This is a genomic window from Streptomyces sp. NPDC050997, from assembly GCF_040660135.1.
GTDB lineage: Bacteria > Actinomycetota > Actinomycetes > Streptomycetales > Streptomycetaceae > Streptomyces.
The window spans coordinates 31,398-51,283 of record NZ_JBFAGK010000014.1 but is presented as its reverse complement, the minus strand read 5'-3'; the positions used below and the strand labels follow the sequence as shown (position 1 = coordinate 51,283).

12 protein-coding genes and 1 pseudogene are annotated in these 19,886 nt (G+C 72.8%); 11 read left to right on the top strand and 2 right to left on the bottom strand.

The features are described from left to right. Positions 1–89: 89 nt before the first annotated feature. The 9 genes and pseudogenes from AB0H86_RS28330 (at position 90) to AB0H86_RS28290 (ending at position 16,837) form a co-directional block, all read left to right on the top strand. Complete coding sequence (locus tag AB0H86_RS28330; protein ID WP_362445063.1) at positions 90–3,863, top strand: FHA domain-containing protein; 3,774 nt, start codon at positions 90–92, stop codon at positions 3,861–3,863. 328 nt (positions 3,864–4,191) lie between these two features. Next, positions 4,192–5,574, top strand: coding sequence for an ABC transporter substrate-binding protein (locus AB0H86_RS28325; RefSeq protein WP_362444591.1), 1,383 nt, complete (start codon positions 4,192–4,194; stop codon positions 5,572–5,574). An 8-nt stretch (positions 5,575–5,582) separates the two neighbouring features. Next, a complete protein-coding gene (locus AB0H86_RS28320; RefSeq protein WP_362444589.1) occupies positions 5,583–6,938 on the top strand; it encodes a sugar ABC transporter permease in 1,356 nt (451 codons plus the stop codon). Between the two features lie 71 nt (positions 6,939–7,009). Further along, positions 7,010–7,813 carry a carbohydrate ABC transporter permease gene (locus AB0H86_RS28315; RefSeq protein WP_362445060.1) on the top strand — a complete coding sequence of 268 codons (804 nt, stop codon included), beginning with the start codon at positions 7,010–7,012 and terminating at the stop codon, positions 7,811–7,813. A gap of 159 nt (positions 7,814–7,972) precedes the next feature. Then, on the top strand, positions 7,973–10,249 hold the full coding sequence (locus AB0H86_RS28310; RefSeq protein ID WP_362444586.1) for a bifunctional glycosyltransferase family 2 protein/CDP-glycerol:glycerophosphate glycerophosphotransferase: 2,277 nt from the start codon (positions 7,973–7,975) through the stop codon (positions 10,247–10,249). A 192-nt stretch (positions 10,250–10,441) separates the two neighbouring features. Next, a complete protein-coding gene (locus AB0H86_RS28305) occupies positions 10,442–12,661 on the top strand; it encodes a bifunctional glycosyltransferase family 2 protein/CDP-glycerol:glycerophosphate glycerophosphotransferase (RefSeq protein WP_362444583.1) in 2,220 nt (739 codons plus the stop codon). 7 nt (positions 12,662–12,668) lie between these two features. Further along, positions 12,669–14,912, top strand: coding sequence for a bifunctional glycosyltransferase family 2 protein/CDP-glycerol:glycerophosphate glycerophosphotransferase (locus tag AB0H86_RS28300; RefSeq protein ID WP_362444580.1), 2,244 nt, complete (start codon positions 12,669–12,671; stop codon positions 14,910–14,912). A 34-nt stretch (positions 14,913–14,946) separates the two neighbouring features. Then, a pseudogene (locus AB0H86_RS28295) lies at positions 14,947–15,168 on the top strand (hypothetical protein); the annotation flags it as partial. A gap of 73 nt (positions 15,169–15,241) precedes the next feature. Beyond that, a complete protein-coding gene (locus AB0H86_RS28290; RefSeq protein ID WP_362444577.1) occupies positions 15,242–16,837 on the top strand; it encodes a hypothetical protein in 1,596 nt (531 codons plus the stop codon). A gap of 76 nt (positions 16,838–16,913) precedes the next feature. Here the strand turns inward: AB0H86_RS28290 and AB0H86_RS28285 are convergent, their stop codons facing one another. After that, on the bottom strand, positions 16,914–17,327 hold the full coding sequence (locus tag AB0H86_RS28285; RefSeq protein ID WP_362444574.1) for an organic hydroperoxide resistance protein: 414 nt from the start codon (positions 17,325–17,327) through the stop codon (positions 16,914–16,916). A gap of 127 nt (positions 17,328–17,454) precedes the next feature. On the opposite strand from AB0H86_RS28285, the gene AB0H86_RS28280 reads away from it, so the two are divergent. Both AB0H86_RS28280 and galE read left to right on the top strand, forming a co-directional pair. After that, on the top strand, positions 17,455–17,964 hold the full coding sequence (locus AB0H86_RS28280; protein WP_362445057.1) for a MarR family transcriptional regulator: 510 nt from the start codon (positions 17,455–17,457) through the stop codon (positions 17,962–17,964). A 182-nt stretch (positions 17,965–18,146) separates the two neighbouring features. After that, the gene (gene galE, locus AB0H86_RS28275; RefSeq protein ID WP_362444571.1) at positions 18,147–19,139 is read left to right on the top strand and encodes a UDP-glucose 4-epimerase GalE; all 993 of its coding nucleotides are present in this window, start codon (positions 18,147–18,149) and stop codon (positions 19,137–19,139) included. Positions 19,140–19,186: 47 nt separating this feature from the next. Here galE and AB0H86_RS28270 read toward each other — a convergent pair whose 3' ends face one another. Next, a complete protein-coding gene (locus AB0H86_RS28270) occupies positions 19,187–19,843 on the bottom strand; it encodes a response regulator transcription factor (RefSeq protein WP_362444568.1) in 657 nt (218 codons plus the stop codon). Positions 19,844–19,886: the final 43 nt, after the last annotated feature.

Below are 19,886 nucleotides of genomic sequence, written 5' to 3'. Positions count from 1 at the left end.
GCGATGGGGGAAGTCCGCGGTGGGGGACCGCGAGGCGGCTTCGTCCCCGTTGTCCGTGGGTGCCCGCGCGGAAGGGACCGCTGACGGCGATGCAGATCCGGCTGACCGTCGTAGACCCGCTGGGCCCGCCTGATCGGGCGCGGGGCCGCGCCACGAGTTGCGACGTGCTGGTCACGGCGCCCGCCGGCACCGCCCTCGCCGCGGTGGCCTCGGCGCTCGCCTCGGCGGTCTCCGCGGACGGGGGCGCCGCGCGCGCGGGTGACGAGCGCGGCGGAGGCCCGACCGTGCTGTACGCCGGAGCGGAGCGGCTCGACACCCAGCGCTGCACCCTGGGCGAACCCCCGCTGATCGACGGCGCCGTGCTGTTCCTGGGCACCCCCGGCGAACCGGAGGCGCACCCCGAGCTGGACGACGCCCCGACCCAGCTCCATGTGATCGCCGGCCCGGACGCGGGCGGGGTCCACCTGCTGCACGGCGGCCAGATCCGCATCGGCCGCTCCGCCGACGCCGATGTCCCGCTCGACGACCCGGACGTCTCCCGGCTGCACTGCGCGGTCACGGTCGCCACCGACGGCCGCGTCTCGGTCGCCGACCTCACGTCCACCAACGGCACCACGCTGGACGGCGCGCGCGTGAGCACCGGCCCGGTCCGTTTCGCCCCGGGCGCGCTGCTGCGGCTCGGCGAGTCGGCGCTGCGGCTGACTCCGGCCGGCGGGCCGGGGGCCCGGGTGCGGACGGCTCCGGACGGCGAGGGCCATGTCCGCGTGCCGACCGGCGAGGACGGACGGGACCGGCCCTCTGCGGCCGACGGCGGCTCCAGCTCCGCCGGTCCTGCCGGTGCCGCAGGCGGTAGAACCCATCACGCGTACGGCTCGTCGGGCTGGGGCGCCTCGGCGGGCACCCCGGGCGGGCAGGAGCACCGATCGGGTGAGCCCCCCGTTGTGCCGGGCCAGGGGACAGCCCCCCTGGTCGAGACGCAGGGTGCGCGGAGCTACGACCGGCCGCGGACCGTCCCTCGCCAGGGATCCGTCGCGGGCCCCGAGGCCGGCGGCTTCGGGGCGGGGGCCGGTGGCGGCGACGAGGCGCTCGGGGGCCGGACCGGCGCCGTCCCCGGTGCCTCCGCCGCAGAGGCTTACGGAGAGGCCGGAGCGACGCACGGGGGCCGGTTCGGGGCGCTCGGTCGGGGCGATGCCTTCGACGACGGCGCGGATGCCGGCCCTGGTGCGGGCGCGGGAGGCGACCGTGGTTCCGCCGCCGAACCCCTCGCGGGAACCGACGGCCCGGGAAGCGGCCGCCGCAAGGGAACCCCCCTCCGCGGCACCGACGTACCGCAGGGCCTGCGCAAACGCGGCGGGCTCTCCGCGTGGGCGCGCCGGCTGACCGGCGGACGCGGCGAGCAGGACCCGGCCGCACACGACCCCTACGAAGACGAGGACACCGAAGACACCGAGGACACCGAGGACACCGCACCGGAGACCTTCCCGGCCCGGCTCTCCCAGGCCCCCGAGACCTGGCCGGACCCGGCGTCCCTGCTGCTGACCGCGCTGGGCCCCGGACCACGTCTGTGGGAGCGCGGCCCGGGCCACCCGGAGGCCCTCACGGTACGGCTGGGCACCGCCGACCGAGCGGCGCCCGACGGCTCCGGGCTGCTGCCCGCGGTGCCGGTGACCGCCGATCTGCGCGAGGTCGGCGCGCTGGGCCTGGCGGGCCCGCGCACCCGGCTCGCCGGGCTGGCCCGCGCCGTCGTCGCCCAGCTCACCGCGCTGCACTCTCCCGACACCCTGGAGATAGTCCTGATCAGCACGGACCGGTCCCGCCCTGTCGAGGAGCGGTCCGCCGAGTGGTCCTGGTTGGGCTGGCTCCCCCATGTGCGCCCGGGACACGGGCAGGACTGCCGCCTCCTCCTCGCCTACGACCGCGAACAGGCCGCGGCCCGGACCGACGAGCTCCTGCGCCGGCTGGAGGACCACCTGGCGGAGGCGGGACCGGGAACACGGTCGGGGCTCACGGGCGGCGCGGGCGACTCCGGCCCGGCGGGCGGCGGCCGTACGGGCAGGCGTCCGTCCTGGGCCAGGGACGACGAGGAGGCGGACCCGCGCCGGGACGCGACCGGTTTCCCGGGCCCGTACACCGTGGTCGTCGTGGACGGCGACACCGGCGGCGCGACCGTGCGGGAGGCGGTGGCACGGCTGGCGCTGGAGGGGCCCCGGGCCGGCATCCACGTGGTGTGCCTCGCCGAGACGGCCCCCGCGTCGCCCGCGTCCCCGGTGACGGAGACGTACGAGGCGGCCTGCGCGGCGGCCCCGGCCTTCCGGGACTGCGGTGCCGTCGCCCTGCTCAGCGGGGACGTGGCGACGGCCCTGCGGCTGATGCGCGTGGCCCGCACCGGGACGGAGCCCGCCGCGGGCCGGGACGCCTCCCGGGCGGCAACCACAGCGGAGGCTCCCGGCGGCCCCCCGGAACACGGCCACACCGGACACGGCCCCGCAGGACACCACTCCCCCGCCCCCGCGGCCCAGGGACACGGACCCGTGGGCCACGGCACCGTCGCCGCCGTGGACGCCGTCTCCCCCGCGTGGGCCGAGCGGTTCGCGCGGGCCCTGGCGCCGCTCCGGGCCGAGGGCGCCCCCGGTGACCGGCACCCCCGGGTGTCGGCCCCGTTGCCCCAGTCGGCCCGGCTGCTGGACGAGTTGGGGCTGGCCCGGGCCACCCCGGCGTCCCTGATGGCACGGTGGGCGGACGCGGCCGACGACACGGAGTCGCTCGGCGGACGGGCCTGGGCGGTGCTCGGTGCCGGACCGCGCGGCCCGGTCTGCGCGGACCTCGCGGCCGAGGGCCCGCACCTGCTGATCGAGGGACCGCCGGGCAGCGGGCGCACCGAGCTGCTGCGGGCGGTGGTCGCCTCCCTCGCCGCCGCCGAGCGCCCCGACCGGCTGAGCGTGGTCCTGGTGGACGGCCGGGACAGCGTGGGCACGGACGGCGGCGGCCACGGCGAAGGCCTGCGCGTCTGCACGGACGTACCGCATGTCACCACCCATCTCACCGCCAACGACCCTGTGCGCATGCGGGAGTTCGCCCAGTCCCTGAGCGCCGAGCTGAAGCGGCGCGCGGAGTTGCTCGGACGGTCCGACTTCGCGGAGTGGCACACCGGCCGTGAGGTGTCGGGCCGTCTGGTCACCCAGCGCGCCCCGACGACCCGCGGCGGGTCGGCCGCCGGTTCGAAGGCCAGGGCGGGATCCGGGGCGGGCCCCGAGCCGGCCGGCGATCTCGACGGCGACCTCGACAGTCCGCCCAGCTCGACCCTTCGGCTGCGCCCGGCGGCGGCCCGCAACCGGCCGGAGGCGGCTCCGCCGTTGCCCCGGCTCGTGGTCGTCGTCGACGACCTCGACCTGCTGGTCGCGCCCGCGCTGGGTTCCCCGGGCCGGCCCGCGGCCGGATCGGTGATACGCGCGCTGGAGGCCGTGGCCCGGGAGGGCGAGCGGCTCGGTGTGCACCTGGTGGCCGCGTCCGGCGTCGGCGGCCGTACGGCCCAGTCGGAGCCGGCCAGAAGGGCCACCCTGCGGATCGTTCTCGACGCCTCGGCCTCCGGCCCGGACGAACCGGCACCCGGGCGGGGCCGACTGGCCCGGCCGGACGGACGGATGACCCCCTTCCAGGCCGGCCGCGTCACGGGCCGCATCCCCCGCACGGCGACCCTGCGCCCCACGGTCGTCCCCCTGGAGTGGCCCCGCATGGGAGACCCCCCGGCCCGCCGCCCGGTACGCGAACTGGGCAACGGCCCGACGGACCTCGCTCTGCTGGCCAGCGCGCTGGAGCGGGCGGCACGCGAGGTGTCGGCGACCGCGGTGCCGTCACTCCTGTAGCGGTTGAGGTGCCGTCACACCTGAAGCGGCCGAAGTGCGGTCACTCCTGAAGCGGTTGAGGTGCCGTCACTCCGCAAGCGGCCGAAGTACCGCTTTCGTTTTCCGCCCGCCGCCGCCTCAAGTCGAGGCGGTTCAGGCCGATATCGGGGATCTGGGGGCGGCAGCCCCCAGCGAGGGCGGCCCCGACGCACCCGCCCCTGGTCACGACGGCATCACGATCCTCCGCTCGACAGCGGACGCGCTCTTGCCGACCCAACTGCACGGGCGTACACCAGATCGCACGGGACAGCGCTCGCACGTTCGACGAGGCACGAAGAACGGGGCAGTGATGCACAGCACGAGCAGCAAGCACCGGACACCCAGGGCCGCCAAGACCGCCACCGCGCTCCTCGCGGGAACCCTCGCGCTGGCGCTCACCGGTTGCGGTGGCGGCGACGACAAGAAGGACGAGGGAGGACCGAGCGGCGCCACGGAGAGCGGCAGCTCCCTCCAACTCCCCAAGCTCGACGGCCAGACCCTGGAGGTCGCCGCCGTCTGGACCGGAGCCGAGCAGGACAACTTCACGAAAGTCCTGGACGAGTTCAAGAAACGCACCGGCGCCAAGGTCGACTTCGTACCGACCGGCAACAACACCTCCACCTTCCTCGGTACCAAGATCCAGGGCGGCCAGCCGCCGGACGTGGCGTTCCTGCCGCAGGTCGGCGTGCTGCACCAGTTCGCGGAAAAGGGCTGGATCAAGCCCCTCGGCGCCGAGGCACAGGCCCAGCTGGACAAGAACTTCTCCAAGGGCTGGAGAGACCTCGGGGCATATAAGGGCAAGACGTACGGCATCTACGCGAAGGCCGCGAACAAGTCTCTGGTCTGGTACAACACGGCCGCCTTCGAGGCCGCGGGGATCACGGACACGCCGAAGACGTGGAAGGACTTCATGTCCACCGCGCAGACGCTGTCCGACGCCGGATCCCCGGCCGTCTCGATCGGCGGCGCGGACGGCTGGACGCTGACGGACTGGTTCGAGAACGTCTACCTCTCGCAGGCCGGCCCGGAGAAGTACGACCAGTTGGCCAAGCACGAGATCAAGTGGACGGACCCGTCCGTCAAGCAGGCGCTCACCACGCTCGCCGAGCTGTGGGGCAAGGACGATCTGATCGCGGGCGGCCGCAAGCGCGCGCTGGCGACGGAGTTCCCGAAGTCGGTCGTCCAGACCTTCTCCGGTGACACTCCGGCCGCGATGGTCTTCGAGGGCGACTTCGTCGCCGCGAACATCAACGCCGACACCAAGGCGAAGATGGACACGGACGCCAAGGTCTTCCCGTTCCCGGCGGTCGGCGCCGACTCCCCGGTGGTCAGCGGCGGTGACGTGGCCGTGGCCCTGAAGGACGGCAAGGGTCCCCAGGCGCTGCTGACGTTCCTGGGTTCGACGGACGCGGCCGAGATCTGGGCGGCGCAGGGCGGCATCCTGTCCCCGAACAAGGCGATGGACCAGGGCAAGTACAAGGACGACGTGACCCGGAGCATCGCCAAGGCGCTGATCGACGCGGGCGACAACTTCCGGTTCGACATGTCCGACCAGGCCCCGGCGGCCTTCGGCGGCACCCAGGGCATCGGCGAGTGGAAGGACCTGCAGGACTTCCTGAGGAACCCGAGCGACGTGGCCGGCGCCCAGCAGAAGCTGGAGGCCGACGCGGCCAAGGCCTACCAGAACGGCTGACGGCCTCCATGTCGTCCGCCGTGGCGAAGTCACCGGAGGGCACCGGCAGGCTGCCGACGCCCTCCGGCGCACCGCGCAAGAGCGTGACGGGGACCCGGTGGCGGATGGCAGTGCTGTTCCTGCTGCCCGCGCTGGTCCTCCTGGGCGCGCTCGTGGTCTACCCGATCGGGTACTCGATCTGGCGCAGTCTCTACGACGCCGACGGCTCCGGGTTCGTCGGCCTGGACAACTACGTCGACATCTTCACCACCGACTCGACGCTCACCGCGGTCCGCAACACAGCGATCTGGGTCGCGGTCGCCCCGGCCGTGGCCACCGCGCTGGGCCTGATCTTCGCGGTGCTGACCGAACGGATCCGCTGGGGAACGGCGTTCAAGCTGGTCGTCTTCATGCCGATGGCGATCTCCATGCTGGCCGCTGGCATCATCTTCCGGCTGGTGTACGAGCAGGACCCGAGCCAGGGCGCGGCGAACGCGGTCGCCAAGTCGATCCACGACACGTTCGTCTCGTCGTCGGTGTATCCGAAGGCCCGGCCGAACGCCACCGCCGGCGACCTCAAGCCGTCCGGCGGCGGTTCGTTCACCACGACCGGCACCGTGAAGGCGGGCACGCCCGCCCTGCTGCCCCTGGTGGGCATCGCCCCGAACAATCTCCCGGGCAGCCCCGAAAACGCGAAGGCGGCGAGCGGCTCCGGTGTCACCGGCACCGTCTGGCTGGACTTCAAGCTGGGCGGCGGTGGGACGAAGGGGCAGGTCGACCCGGGTGAGAAGGCGCTGAAGGACGTCAAGGTGGAGGCCGTGAAGGACGGCAAGGTGGTCGCCTCCGCGAAGAGCGCCGCCGACGGCACCTTCAGTCTCCCGCAGGAGGCCGACGGGGCCCGACTCCGCCTGCCGGGCTCGAACTTCGCGGCGCCGTACAACGGCATCGACTGGCTCGGCCCGACGCTGGTCACCCCGGCCATCATCGGCAGCTATGTGTGGATGTGGGCGGGCTTCGCGATGGTGCTGATCGCGGCCGGTCTCGCGGGCATGGACCGCAATCTGCTGGAAGCCGCCCGGGTGGACGGCGCCAACGAGTGGCAGGTGTTCAGAAGGGTCACCGTGCCGATGCTCGCGCCGGTCCTGGTCGTCGTCCTCGTCACGCTGATGATCAACGTGATGAAGGTCTTCGACCTGGTCTACATCATCGCCCCGCAGCCGAGTCAGGACGACGCCAACGTGCTGGCGCTGCAGTTGTTCCTGTCGTCGTTCGGCGGGGGCGGCAACTACGGCGTGGGCAGTGCGATCGGCGTGGTCCTGCTGCTGCTCGTCCTTCCGGTGATGTATGTGAACATCCGCCGACTGCGGAAGGAGCGTCAGCGGTGACTGTCGACACGACCGTGCGCGCGAAGCGCTCCCTCGCCGCCCGGGTGGCCGGCGGTGCGGCGGGCGGGGTGATGCGGGTCTTCCTGATTCTCGTCGCCGTGTTCTGGCTGGTGCCGACGTTCGGCCTGCTGGTCTCGTCGTTCCGGGAGCCGACCGACATCGCCTCCTCGGGCTGGTGGAAGGTGTTCACCGCGCCGAGCCAACTGACCGCCAAGAGCTATCAGACGCTCCTGGAGAACGACGCGATCACCAGTTCGCTGTTCAACACCATCTGGATCACGGTGCCGGCGACGCTGCTGGTGGTGCTGATCGGCGCGATGGGCGGATACGCCTTCGCCTGGATGGACTTCAAGGGCCGCGACTGGTGGTTCCTGGTGGTCGTGGCGCTGCTCGTGGTGCCCGTGCAGGTGGCGCTGATCCCGCTGTCGGACCTGTTCGGCAAGATCGGGATCTTCGGCGACATCATCGGTGTGGTGCTCTTCCACGTCGGCTTCGGACTGCCGTTCGCGATCTTCCTGTTGCGCAACTTCTTCGCGGAGATCCCCCGGGAGCTCCTGGAGGCGGCACGACTGGACGGGGCGGGCGAGGTCAGGCTGTTCGCCACGGTGGTGCTGCCGCTGGCGGCTCCCGCGCTGGCGTCCCTGGGGATCTTCCAGTTCCTGTGGGTGTGGAACGACATGCTGGTGGCGCTGGTGTTCTCCAACTCGCAGTCGCAGCCGCTGACGGTCGCGCTCCAGCAGCAGGTACGGCAGTTCGGCAGCAACATCGATGTCCTGGCGCCCGGCGCGTTCATCTCGATGGTGATCCCGCTGGCCGTGTTCTTCGCGTTCCAGCGGCAGTTCGTGTCCGGTGTGATGGCGGGCGCGGTCAAGTAGCCCGTACGACAAGCGGATTGAGCGAGGGGCGGGCCGCCACCGGCCCGCCTCTTCACGTTCCCTGACAATCCCCCGTATGCCGCACACTCCGTAACCAAGTCACTCCATTGGCCGTTCCCGGGCAGAACGCCCGCGCCCGCGTCGACCCATGGATGTCCCGTGCCCAGGTTCAGTGTCATCGTCCCCGTGTACAAGGTTCAGGCGTACCTGCACGAATGCCTGGAATCGGTGCTCACCCAGTCGTACCCGGATCTGGAACTGATCGCGGTCGACGACCGTTCACCGGACGCGTGCGGCGCGATCATCGACGAGTTCGCGGACCGTGATCCGCGGGTACGGCCGGTGCACCTGCCGGAGAACCAGGGCCTGGGCGGTGCCCGCAACGCGGGGATGCGCAAGGCATGCGGCGACTACCTGCTCTTCCTGGACGGCGACGACATCCTCACCCCGGACTCCCTGCGGGCGATCGCCGACCGGCTGAAGGAGACGGACGAGCCGGACGTCCTGGTGCACGACTACGCGCGCACCTACTGGGACGGCCGGACCGTCCGCGATCAGGCCGCCCTCCAGCTCACCGAGCGGGGCCCGGCCCCGTTCCGCCTGGAGGACCGCCCGGGACTGCTGCACCTGCTGATGGTGGCCTGGAACAAGGCGTACCGCCGGGAGTTCGCCGAGCAGGCGGGCTTCGCCTTCCCGCCCGGCTCCTACGAGGACACCCCGTGGACGTACCCGGTCCTGATGACGGCCGAGACGATCGCGACCCTGGACCGGGTGTGCGTGCACTACCGGCAGCGCCGGCAGGGCAGCGTCCTCGGCACCACCAGCCGCGGCCACTTCGACGTCTTCAAGCAGTACGACCGGGTCTTCGCGTATATCGAGGAGCGCCCCGAACTGGCGTGCTGGCGGCCGGTGTTGTTCCGCCGCATGGTCGATCACCTGGCGACGGTGTTCGCCCGCCGCGACCGGCTGCCGCGCGAGTACCGTGCCGAGTTCCTGCGCACCGCGCGCGCCCGCTGCCGCCGTTACCGCACCCCCGGCCACCCGGCGCCCGCGGGCTCCCGCATGAGGCACGCCCTCGTCCGCCTGGGCCTGCATCGCGCGTTCCGGGCCCTGCGGCTGGCGTCGGCCGTGCGCCGCCGGAGCGGCAAGGCGACCGTCCGCCTGCTGAAGGGCCTGCGGTGTGTCGCCCTGCGGCTGCACTACCGCGTCCAGCGGAGCCTGCCCGTGTGTGCCGACCGCGCCGTGTTCTCCGCCCACGGGGGCCGCGGCCACGGCTGGGACCCGGGCGCCCTGGAGACCGCGTTCCGCACCCATGCCCCGCACATCGCCACGGCGTGGATCGCCCGCCCCGAGCACCACCACACGATCCCGACCGCGACCCGTCGGGTCACCCCGGACACGGCCGCCTACTGGACGGCGCTCGCCCGCTCCAAGTACCTCGTACACAACGCCGACTTCGACCGGCGTCTGGTCAAGCGCCCCGGCCAGGTCCTCGTCCAGACCCAGCAGGGAACCCCGCTCAAGCACATGGGCCTCGACCTCCAGGAACGCCCGGCGGCCGCCCGCGACACGGACTTCGCCGAGCTTCTGCGGGGCGTCGACCAGTGGGACTACGTCCTGTCCGGCAACCGCCACTCCACGCTCACCTGGGAGCGCGTCTTCCCCGGCCGCTACACCACGCTCGCCCACGGCCGCCCCCGCAACGACGTCCTGCTGCGGGCGACCCCGGCGGACGTGGCCCGGCTGCGCGAGTCCCTCGGCATCCCGGAGGGCACGGTCGCGATCCTGTACGCGCCCACCCACCGCGACTACCACCGCACCCAGCGCCCGCCTCTGAACCTGGACCGCGTGCTGCGCCGCCTCGGACCCCGTTTCACCGTCCTGGCCCGCGCCCACCCCACCCAAGCCTGCTCGCCCGCCGAGGGAGCCGGGGCGTCGACCGGGATCCTCGACGTCACCGACCATCCCAGCATCGAGCAGCTCTGTCTCGCCTCGGACGCCCTGGTCACCGACTACTCGTCGATCATGTTCGACTACGCCAACCTGGACCGCCCGATCGTGATCCACGCCCCGGACCGGGAGGCGTACGAGGCGGCCCGCGGCACCTATTTCGACCTGCGAGCCTTCCCGCCGGGCGCGGTCGCGCGCACCGAGGACGAGCTGACCGGCATCTTCGCCACCGGCCACTGGCGCGACTCCCGATCCGGCCGGCTGCGCGCGGCGTTCCGCGAGCGCTTCTGCCCGTGGGACGACGGGCACGCCGCCGAACGGGTCGTACGGCAGGTGGTCCTGGGCGAGAGCGAGGCCGCTCTGCCGCCCGTCGTGCCGCTCGCCGAGCGCCGCCCCGTGCCGTCCGCCGCCGCGGCCTTCGCGCGCGCCCCGCTCACCACCGTGCCGCGGCTCGGCGGTCCCCGGACCGTCTCCGACCGCGTCTGAACGCCGTTCTCACACCGGGGAGTTCCGATGCCCTCCAGCCCATCGCGGCCCACCCCTACGCGGCCGTCCACCTGGCGTCCGACGGGACGGCCGGGCCGCTGTGGCGGTGGGTGAGCCGCCCGCGCCCCTCCCGAACCGGGAACGGCCCGGCAGCGATCCGGGACCCTCGGGAACCTCGACAGGAAGGTCAGAATGCCCCGCTTCAGCATCATCGTCCCGTCCCATGGGGTCGCGGGCCGGCTGTCCCAGGCGCTGGACTCGGTCCTCGCCCAGCCCTTCGGCGACTTCGAGCTGATCCCGGTCTGCGACGCGCCCGGCTCCTGTGCGGCGGACGTCGTCGCCGGGTTCGCCCGCCGGGACTCCCGGGTGGCCCCGGTGTACTCACCGCCGTCGGCGGGCCTCGCGGGGGCGCGCAACGCGGGGGTCCGGGCGGCGACCGGCGGGTATCTGCTGTTCCTCGACGGTGACGACGTTCTCGTGCCGGGGGCCCTCTCCCGGCTGGACGCCCGGCTCACCCAGACCGGTGACGTGGACGTCCTGCACTTCGAGCACGAGCGGACCCCGTGGTGGGAGGGCGAGCCGACCAACCCGGCCGCGCTGGTGCTGGCGAGGTCTCCGCAGGGCGCCTTTTCGCCGGAGGAGGCCCCGCAGCTGACCGGCGTACAGCTCCCGGCGTGGAGTGCCGCCCACCGCCGTGCCTTTCTCACCGAGCACCGGATCTGCTTCCCCGACGGTCACTTCACCGACGTCGGCTTCGGCGCCCTGGTCGCTCTGCACGCCGGGCGGGTCGCGGTGCTGCACTCGGTCGTCGTACGGCATCTGGTGCGCCGGCAGGGCAGCCGGCTGAGCCTTCCCGGCGAGCACCACTTCGACCTGCTCGACCAGGCCGACCTGGCGCTCACCCGGGCGGCCGAACAGGGCCTGACCGGCGCGCGGCTGGACGAGCTCTTCGGGCAGCTGTTCGCCGCCGTGCTGAAGACGGCCGCCCAGCCCGACCGGCTGCCCGCGCGGCGCCGCGCCTACTTCCGCCGGGCGAGCGGGCTGTACCGGCGTCACCGTCCCGCCGGGTTCTGGACGCCGGACGGCAGTCTGGGCGTCCAGCACCGGCTGCTGGCGACCGGGTCGTACGCCGCGTTCCGCGCTCTGCGGGGCGCCAACCAGCAGGCGTCGAAGGCGGTCCTGAGCCTGCCGCGCCCCCACGGGCTGCGCACCCGCCTGCGGTACCGGCGCCAGCTGCGCCGCCCCCTCGATCCGAACCTCGCCGTGTACTGCGCCTACTGGGGCCGCGGTTACGCCTGCAACCCGGCCGCGATCCACGCCAAGGCCCGCGAACTCGCCCCGCACATCCGCTCGGTGTTCCTGGTCGAGCCGGACCAGGCGCACACCGTGCCCGCGGGCATCGACCACGCCGTGATCGGCAGCCACCGCTACTGGGAGGTGCTGGCCCGCGCCACGTACCTGGTGAACAACGCCAACTTCGCGGACGACGTGGTCAAGCGCCCCGGCAGCGTGCACATCCAGACCCAGCACGGCACCCCGCTGAAGAAGATGGGCGTCGACCAGTCGACATACCCGGTGGTGGCCGCCGCGACCGGCAGCTTCGCGGGGCTCCTCGGCCGGGTGGACCGCTGGGACTACAACCTGTCCTCCAACCGCCACTCCACCCAGATGTGGGAGCGGGCCTTCCCGGGCTCCTACGAGCATCTGGAGTACGGCTATCCGCGCAACGACGTCTACTTCACGGCGACCGCGGACGACGTGGCCCGGGTCCGGAAGGAGCTGGGCGTCCCGGAGGGCGCAACGGCCGTTCTGTACGCGCCGACCCACCGCGACCACCGCACCGGCTTCGAGACCGGACTGGACCTGGAGGCCTTCTGCGAGGCGGCCGGCGAGGACGTGGTCGTGCTCCTGCGCGCCCACTACTTCTACGACCGGGGCGGCAAGGGCGGCCACGGCGGCAGCGGCGGCAGCGGCCGGATCATCGACGTGACCGCCCACCTCTCCTCCGAGGACGTCTGCCTGGCCGCCGACGCGCTGGTCACCGACTACTCGTCGATCATGTTCGACTACGCCAACCTGGACCGCCCGATCGTCGTGTACGCCGACGACTGGGACGTCTACCGGGAGACCCGGGGCGTCTACTTCGATCTCCTCGAGGCCCCGCCGGGCCCGGTGGCGAGGACGCCGGAGGAACTGGCCCGGGTGTTCCGCGACGGCTCGTACGCGCGAGCCGGATCGGATGAGCTGCGGGCCCGCTTCCGGGAGCGCTTCTGCCAGTTCGACGACGGACGCGCCGCCGAGCGGGTCGTACGCCGGGTGTTCCTCGGCGAGCCACCGGAGGTGATCCCGCCCGTGCTGCCGCTCGCGCAGCGCGTCCCGGTCCCCGCCGCCGCCACCCTCGTAAGGAGCTGACCCCGCAGTGCCCCGCTTCAGCGTCATCGTGCCCGTCTTCAAGGTGCAGGGCTTTCTGCGCGAGTGCCTCGACTCGGTTCTGGAGCAGTCCTACCGGGACATCGAGGTCATCGCCGTGGACGACTGCTCTCCGGACGGCTGCGGCGCGATCCTCGACGAGTACGCGGACCGGGACGAACGCGTCCGGGTGCTGCACCTGCCGGAGAACGTCGGCCTCGGCCGCACACGCAACGCCGGAATGCCGCACGCCACCGGCGACTTCCTGTTCTTCCTCGACAGCGACGACACCCTCACGCCGGGTGCCTTGCGCGCGATGGCCGACCGGCTGGCCGAGACGTCCGACCCGGACGTGCTGGTCTTCGACTACGCGCGCACCCACTGGTGGGGCGGCACCCGGCGGAACGTCCTCGCGCACGTGCTCGCCGACGCCGCCGACGGCGCCTCTTGCGACGGCACCTTCACCGCGTCCGAACGCCCGGAGATCCTCGACCTGTTGATGGTCGTGTGGAACAAGCTCTACCGCCGTGACTTCGTCGAGCGCGAGGGCTTCACCTTCACGCCCGGGTACTACGAGGACACGCCGTGGACCTTCCCGGTGCTGCTGAGCGCCTCGCGGATCGCCACACTGGACCGGATCTGCCTGAACTACCGGCAGCGCCGCCAGGGCAACATCCTGTCCATCACCAGCCGCAAGCACTTCGACATCCACGACCAGTACGAGCGGGTCTTCGCGTTCGTCGACTCCCGTCCCGCGCTGGCGAGTTGGCGGGGCCATCTGCACGCCAAGATGGGCGAGCACTGTCTGGACATCCTCGCCAAGCCGGACCGGCTGCCGCCGTCCGCGAAGGGCGAGTTCTTCCGCCGTACGGCCGAGATGTTCCGCGAGCACCGGCCGGCCGGCACGTCCGTGGCCCCCGAACTCCGGGTGCTGGAGGGCGGATACGCGGTGTACGCGGCCAAGCGGCAGGCGGTGCGGGCCGGACAGGAGCTCGCCCGGCGCGCACAGACGGCCCGCCGGGCGGCAAACGCCCGGTTGGCGCGCGGCCGTTCCACGCTGGGCGCCCGCCGCGCGCCGGACCCGGACCTGGTCCTCTACTCGGCCTTCTCGCACCAGGGGGTGCTCGGCGACCCGGCGGCGATCTATCACAAGGCCAGGGAGATCGCCCCGCATCTGCGCGGGGTGTGGGTGGTGCGGGACGAGGAGGCGGCCGCGCTGCTGCCGCCGGACGTCGAGTACGTCCTGCTCGACTCCCCGCGCTGTCACCGGATCGCCGCCCGGGCCGCGTACTTCGTCAACAACGTCAACTGGCCCGGCAGCCTGCCCAAGCGCCCCGGCGCTGTACACATCCACACCCACCAGGGCACCCCGCTCAAGTACATGGGCGTCGACCTGCTGGCCAAGCCCGGTGCCCGGTACGGCTTCGACGTGCCGCGGATGCTGCGCCGCGCCGACCGCTGGGACTACAGCCTCGTCGCCAACCCGCACTCCGAGCTGGTGTGGGAGCGGGCGTACCCGTGCCACTTCGCCTCGCTGCGCACGGGCAGCCCGCGCAACGACGCCCTCGTCCACGCCGGCCCGGTCCACACCGCGGCCGTCCGCGCCCGGCTCGGCATCCCCTCCGGCCACCGGGTCGTGCTGTACGCGCCGACCCGCCGCGACTACCGGCGGGGCGGGCACGTGGACCGGATCGACCTGGCCCGGTTCGCCGAGGACCTCGGCGCCGGCCACACCCTCGTCGTCCGTCTGCACCCGGCACTGGCCGACGGCCCGGCCCGCGGTCTGGGCCTCGCCGAGCTGCACCGGCGCGGTGTGGTGGTCGACGCGACCGACGAACCCCACGTCGAGGACGTCATGCTCGCCGCCGACGTGCTGGTCACCGACTACTCGGCCCTGATGTTCGACTACGCCCTCCTGGACCGCCCGATCGTCGTCCACGCCGACGACTGGGGCGCGTACGCGGCGAGCCGGGGCGCCTACTTCGACATCACCGCCGAACCACCGGGCCATGTCTCGCGCTCCTACCGCGAACTGGCGTGGCTGTTCGCCTCCGGGACCTGGCGGGACGAGGAGTCGGCGCGGCTGCGGTCCGGGTTCCGGGAGCGGTTCTGCGCGTACGACGACGGACACGCCGCCGAGCGGGTCGTACGGACGGTGCTGCTGGGCGAGAGCGGTTGGGTGCCCGGCCCCTCGACGGTCGGCGCGCCGCCCGCGGCCCGCTCCGCCGACCGTGACGTGCTGACCTCCTCGTGAGGCAACGCACCTGGGTACTGGTCCTGGCCGCGGTGTTCGCCGTGCTCCAGCTCGCGGTTTCCTGCTGGCGGCCGCGTTCACCGGTGTCCTCACCCAGGCCGGGCATCCCGACATCACCATCTGGGGCGACCGGCTGACCGTGCTGATGTGGCTGCTGCCGGTGGTGGGGGTGCCGCTGTCGCTGGAGTGGCTCGGACGGAGGCCGGTTTCGGTGCCCGCACAGGAGCGTGGCGAACAGGCTCACTCGATGCGGTGACATTCGGCTAAGCCGTTGACGTCAGCGGGAACCTACGGGCAGTGCCTCACCCCCCGCGTGTTCCCTCCGTCCGATGAGCGCCGGCGTTCTGGTCCGGCGGGCCGTGCGTGGCGCGACCGCGCTGCGCGGCGGCCGGATCCGGCGTCCGACGCCGTACCAGGTCTTCGGCTTCCTGTTCTGGCTGTTGATGTCGCTGGCCTACTGGCGGGTGCCGCTGTGCTGTGACGCGGGCCAGCACGCGGCGGTCGTCGAACGCCTGAGGAGCCATCTGCTCCAGCCACGCCATCCGATGGCCGACCTGCCGGGCGCGGGCAGCCCCTACTACTCGCCGTACGCGGTGGCGCAGGGCGCCTTCGCGCGGCTGACGGGACTGGGCGGCTGGGAGGTGGTGAGGCTCGCAGGCCCGCTGAACCTGCTCGTCCTGCTGACCGGCATCGGCCGCCTCGTGCGCGTGCTGACGCCTCGGCAGTGGGCGCCGGTGCTGGCACTGGCCGCGATGACGCTGCTGTGGGGGACCGAACGGGCCTGGTGGAGCGGATACCTCGGGCTGATGTCGATGACGGGGAACCTGGGGTATCCGTCGACGTTCGCGATCGGGCTGGCTTTCTGGGCGTGGGGGCTGACGGGGGCGCGGGCACGGGGCGGGGCGCTGATGCCGGCGGGCGGCCCGGCGCGGGGCGCGGGGCGGGCGGTGCGGTACGTCGGGCCGAGCGGGCTGCCGGGGCTCGGCGGGTACGCGGGGCTCGGCGCGCTGTACGGGCTGATCCTGCTGGTCCACCCGATCACGGCGGTGGCGGCGGTGCTGGGGGCGGTCGCGTTCGTGGCGGGGTGGCAGCGGGGCTGGTCCGCGGCCCTCGCCGGGCGCTGGGCCCTGGCGGGCGGCACGGCGCTGCTGGTCGCCGCCCGCTGGCCGTACTTCGACGTGTTCGCGCCGGCCGCGGACGGCAGCGTCGACGCCATGCACCGGACGCTGTATCTGGGCCTCGGCGGGCACTTCTGGCTGGCGCTGCTGGGGGTGCCGGCGCTGTGGCTGCGGGCGCGGCGGGGTTCCGGGCGGGATCCGCTGGTGCTGCTGTTCGCGCTCGACTGCCTGGTCGTGGCGTACGGCTGGGTCAGCGGGCACTACACCTACGGCCGGATCCTCGGACTGACGCTGGTGCCCGCGCAGTTCGCGCTCGCGGTGGAGCTGGCGGCGCCCCGGCCGTGGGGGGTGTGGCGGCGGGTGCTGGGCGGCGCCGCGGCGGTGGGGGCGTGCGTGGGCTTCCTCGCCGTGCAGGCGGGGGCGGTCGTGCCGCGCTCGCTGGATCCGGTCGGCTTCGCGCAGCCGCCGCGCTGGCCGACGTACGAGTGGGCCGCGCGACACATCGGGCCCGGCGAGGTCGTGATCACCGACGGCTACTACGCCGTCCACGCGATCGCGGGCTACGGCCCGAACCTCGCCGTGCCCGCCTGGCCGGACGCGGCCCTGGACGAACGGGAGCGGCTGCGGCGCCTCGCGGACGTCCGCGCCTACCTCGCCCCGACCTCGAACCGCGCCGAACGCACCGCCGTCGCCCACCGCTATCACGTGCGCTGGCTGCTGCTGACGCGCTGGCACCCGATGCCCGAGGAGGCCGTGGTGGTGGCGTGGAGCGGGCGGACGGGGGAGGTACTGGCGCGGGTCGGGTGAGGCTCTTCGGGGTTACGGGGTTACGGGATTACGCCCCGGCTTACGGGGTTGCTCCCTGGCTTACGGGGTTACCGAGTCACTCGATGACGAGGTCGACCTCGATGTTGCCTCGGGTGGCGTTGGAGTAGGGGCAGACCTGGTGGGCCTGCTCGACCAGCTTGCGGCCGGTCTCCTCGTCCACGGTGTCGGGCAGCTCGACGCGGAGGGCGACCTTGAGGCCGAAGCCCTCACCCTGCTTGCCTATGCCCACCTCGGCGGTCACGGCGGCGTCGCTGACGTCGACCTTGGCGGCGCGGCCGACCAGACCGAGGGCGCTGCCGAAACAGGCGGCGTAACCGGCGGCGAACAGCTGCTCCGGGTTGGTGCCCTGCCCGTTGCCGCCCATCTCCGGCGGCATGGCCAGCGCGAGGTCGATCTTGCCGTCGGAGGAGACCGCACGGCCCTCGCGGCCGTGAGTGGCGGTGGCGACTGCGGTGTAGAGCGCGTCCATGGATACCCATCCCTCTCGAGTCACGTTGCGGCGGCCCGTTCCGGCCGCCACGGCGACAAGTAGAGCACACAATTAAGTTGTGCACAACTAAATGGTCCGCGAGAGGTAACCTGGAGACATGACAGGCATGACTCCGACCCCGACCCCACCCGTTGCCGCAGCCTCCGCCGCGGCCGGCGCGGAGAACTGGCTGCGGCTGGACTCCCAGATCTGCTTCTCCCTGCACGCCGCCTCGCGCGCCTTCAACGGTGTCTACCGCGTGATCCTCAAGGACCTCGGGCTCACCTACCCGCAGTACCTGGTGATGCTGGTGCTGTGGGAGCAGGGCGAGCTGCCGGTCAAGAAGCTCGGCGAGCACCTGCGCCTCGACTCCGGCACGCTGTCCCCGCTGCTCAAGCGGCTGGAGACGGCCGGACTCGTACGACGGGAGCGCAGCGCCCGCGACGAACGGTCGGTGGTGGTACGGCTGACCGAGGAGGGCACGGCACTGCGCGACCGCGCGGTCCGCGTCCCGCGCCGGATCGCCGCCGCGACCGGCTTCGACTTCGACGAGATCCGCGAACTGCGCGAACGCCTCGACCAGCTCACCTCGACACTGGACGCGGCGGCGTTGAGGGAGACGCCTGGCTGTGAGTAGCCGTTGTCAACGACTCGCTCACCGTTTCCCCCGGCCGTGAGTCGTCGCCGCTCGACGCGGAGTCATCACACCCGCCACCTCAGGTGTCGCCGCCTGCTTCACTGAGGACGGAACATTCACTGAGGACGGAACAGGAGCCCATCCGCTCCATCAGAGGCCAACGGACAAGGGGACGGCCGCAGATGACCTGGCTGATCACCGGCGGCGCCGGCTACATCGGGGCGCATGTCGTACGCGCGATGACCGAGGCGGGCGAACAGACGGTGGTGTACGACGACCTGTCCACCGGCATCGCCGACCGCGTCCCACAGGACGTGCCGCTGGTGACCGGATCGACCCTGGACGCCGAGCGCGTGGCACGCACCCTCGCCGACCACGAGGTCACCGGTGTGGTCCACCTGGCGGGGAAAAAGCAGGTGGGCGAGTCGGTGGACCGGCCGCTGCACTACTACCGCGAGAACATCGAGGGCCTGCGGGTACTGCTGGAGGCCGTGACCACCGCGGACGTGCCGTCCTTCGTGTTCTCGTCCTCCGCCGCCGTGTACGGCATGCCCGACGTGGCGCTGGTGACGGAGGAGACCCCCTGTGCGCCGATGTCTCCGTACGGCGAGACGAAGCTGACCGGCGAGTGGCTGGTCAGGGCGACGGGGCGGGCCACGGGCCTGTCCACGGCGTCACTGCGCTACTTCAACGTCGCGGGCGCGGCGAGCCCCGAACTCGCGGACGTGGGCGTCTTCAACCTGATCCCGATGATCTTCGAGAAGCTGACCGAGAACGCGCCCCCGCGGATCTTCGGCGACGACTACGACACCCCGGACGGGACGTGCGTCCGCGACTACATCCACGTGGTCGACCTGGCCGAGGCCCATGTCGCAGCGGCCCACGCCCTCCGGTCGTCCCCCGGCCGCGACCTCACCCTCAACATCGGCCGCGAGGAGGGCGTCTCGGTCCGCGAGATGATCGACCGCGTCAACGCCCTCACCGGGTACGACCTCCCCCCGACCGTCACCCCGCGCCGCCCGGGCGACCCCGCCCGCGTCGTCGCCTCCGCCGACCGGGCCGCCACCGAGCTCGGCTGGACGGCCAAGCACGACATCCAGGACATGATCGCGTCGGCCTGGAGCGGCTGGCTGCGCCTCCACCCGGAAGCGTCCCGCGGCTCAGTGCTGCCGTAGACCCACGAACCCTCACGCGGCGTACCGCACCGGGCTCCGGCGCACGGCTACGCCTTCCCGCCCGCGTTGTTCAGGTACGTCAGGACGGCCATCACCCGGCGGTGTCCGCTGTCGCTCGGTGGCAGCCCCAGCTTCAGGAACACGTTGCCGATGTGCTTGTGGACCGCCCGCTCGGTGACCACCAGGGTCCCGGCGATGGTCGCGTTGTCACGCCCCTCCGCCATCAGCTTCAGCACCTCCCGCTCCCTCGGCGTCAGCGAGTCCAGCGGCGAGTCCCGGCGGCGCGTGAGCAGTTCGGTCACCACCTCGGGGTCCAGGGCGGTACCGCCGGCCGCGACCCGCGCCAGCGCGTCCAGGAACTCGTCGACCCGGCCCACCCGGTCCTTGAGCAGATAGCCGAGGCCACCCGCTCCCCCGGCCAGCAACTCGGCGGCGTACGACTCCTCGACGTACTGCGAGAGCACCAGCACCGGCAGATCCGGGAGTTCGCGGCGCGCGGCGAGGGCGGCGCGCAGTCCCTCGTCGCGGAAGTCGGGCGGCATGCGCACATCCAGGACGGCCACGTCCGGGCGGTGCTCCAACAGCGCGGGCAGGATCTCGGGGCCGGTACCGACGACGGCCACCGCCTCGTGTCCGGCCGAGGTCAGCAGGAGGACAAGCCCTTCGCGCAACAGGGCGTTGTCCTCGGCGATCACCACTCTCATGGCACCCATGGTCCTACGGGACCCTCGGGCATGCTCCGGCGCG

Excerpts from the sequence above, each read along its gene's own strand:
- AB0H86_RS28330 (WP_362445063.1), top strand. The coding sequence starts at position 90 with ATGCAGATCCGGCTGACCGTCGTAGACCCGCTGGGCCCGCCTGATCGG.
- AB0H86_RS28325 (WP_362444591.1), top strand. The coding sequence starts at position 4,192 with ATGCACAGCACGAGCAGCAAGCACCGGACACCCAGGGCCGCCAAGACC.
- AB0H86_RS28320 (WP_362444589.1), top strand. The coding sequence starts at position 5,583 with ATGTCGTCCGCCGTGGCGAAGTCACCGGAGGGCACCGGCAGGCTGCCG.
- AB0H86_RS28315 (WP_362445060.1), top strand. The coding sequence starts at position 7,010 with ATGCGGGTCTTCCTGATTCTCGTCGCCGTGTTCTGGCTGGTGCCGACG.
- AB0H86_RS28305 (WP_362444583.1), top strand. The coding sequence starts at position 10,442 with ATGCCCCGCTTCAGCATCATCGTCCCGTCCCATGGGGTCGCGGGCCGG.
- AB0H86_RS28290 (WP_362444577.1), top strand. The coding sequence starts at position 15,242 with ATGAGCGCCGGCGTTCTGGTCCGGCGGGCCGTGCGTGGCGCGACCGCG.
- AB0H86_RS28285 (WP_362444574.1), bottom strand. The coding sequence starts at position 17,327 with ATGGACGCGCTCTACACCGCAGTCGCCACCGCCACTCACGGCCGCGAG.
- AB0H86_RS28280 (WP_362445057.1), top strand. The coding sequence starts at position 17,455 with ATGACTCCGACCCCGACCCCACCCGTTGCCGCAGCCTCCGCCGCGGCC.
- galE (WP_362444571.1), top strand. The coding sequence starts at position 18,147 with ATGACCTGGCTGATCACCGGCGGCGCCGGCTACATCGGGGCGCATGTC.
- AB0H86_RS28270 (WP_362444568.1), bottom strand. The coding sequence starts at position 19,843 with ATGAGAGTGGTGATCGCCGAGGACAACGCCCTGTTGCGCGAAGGGCTT.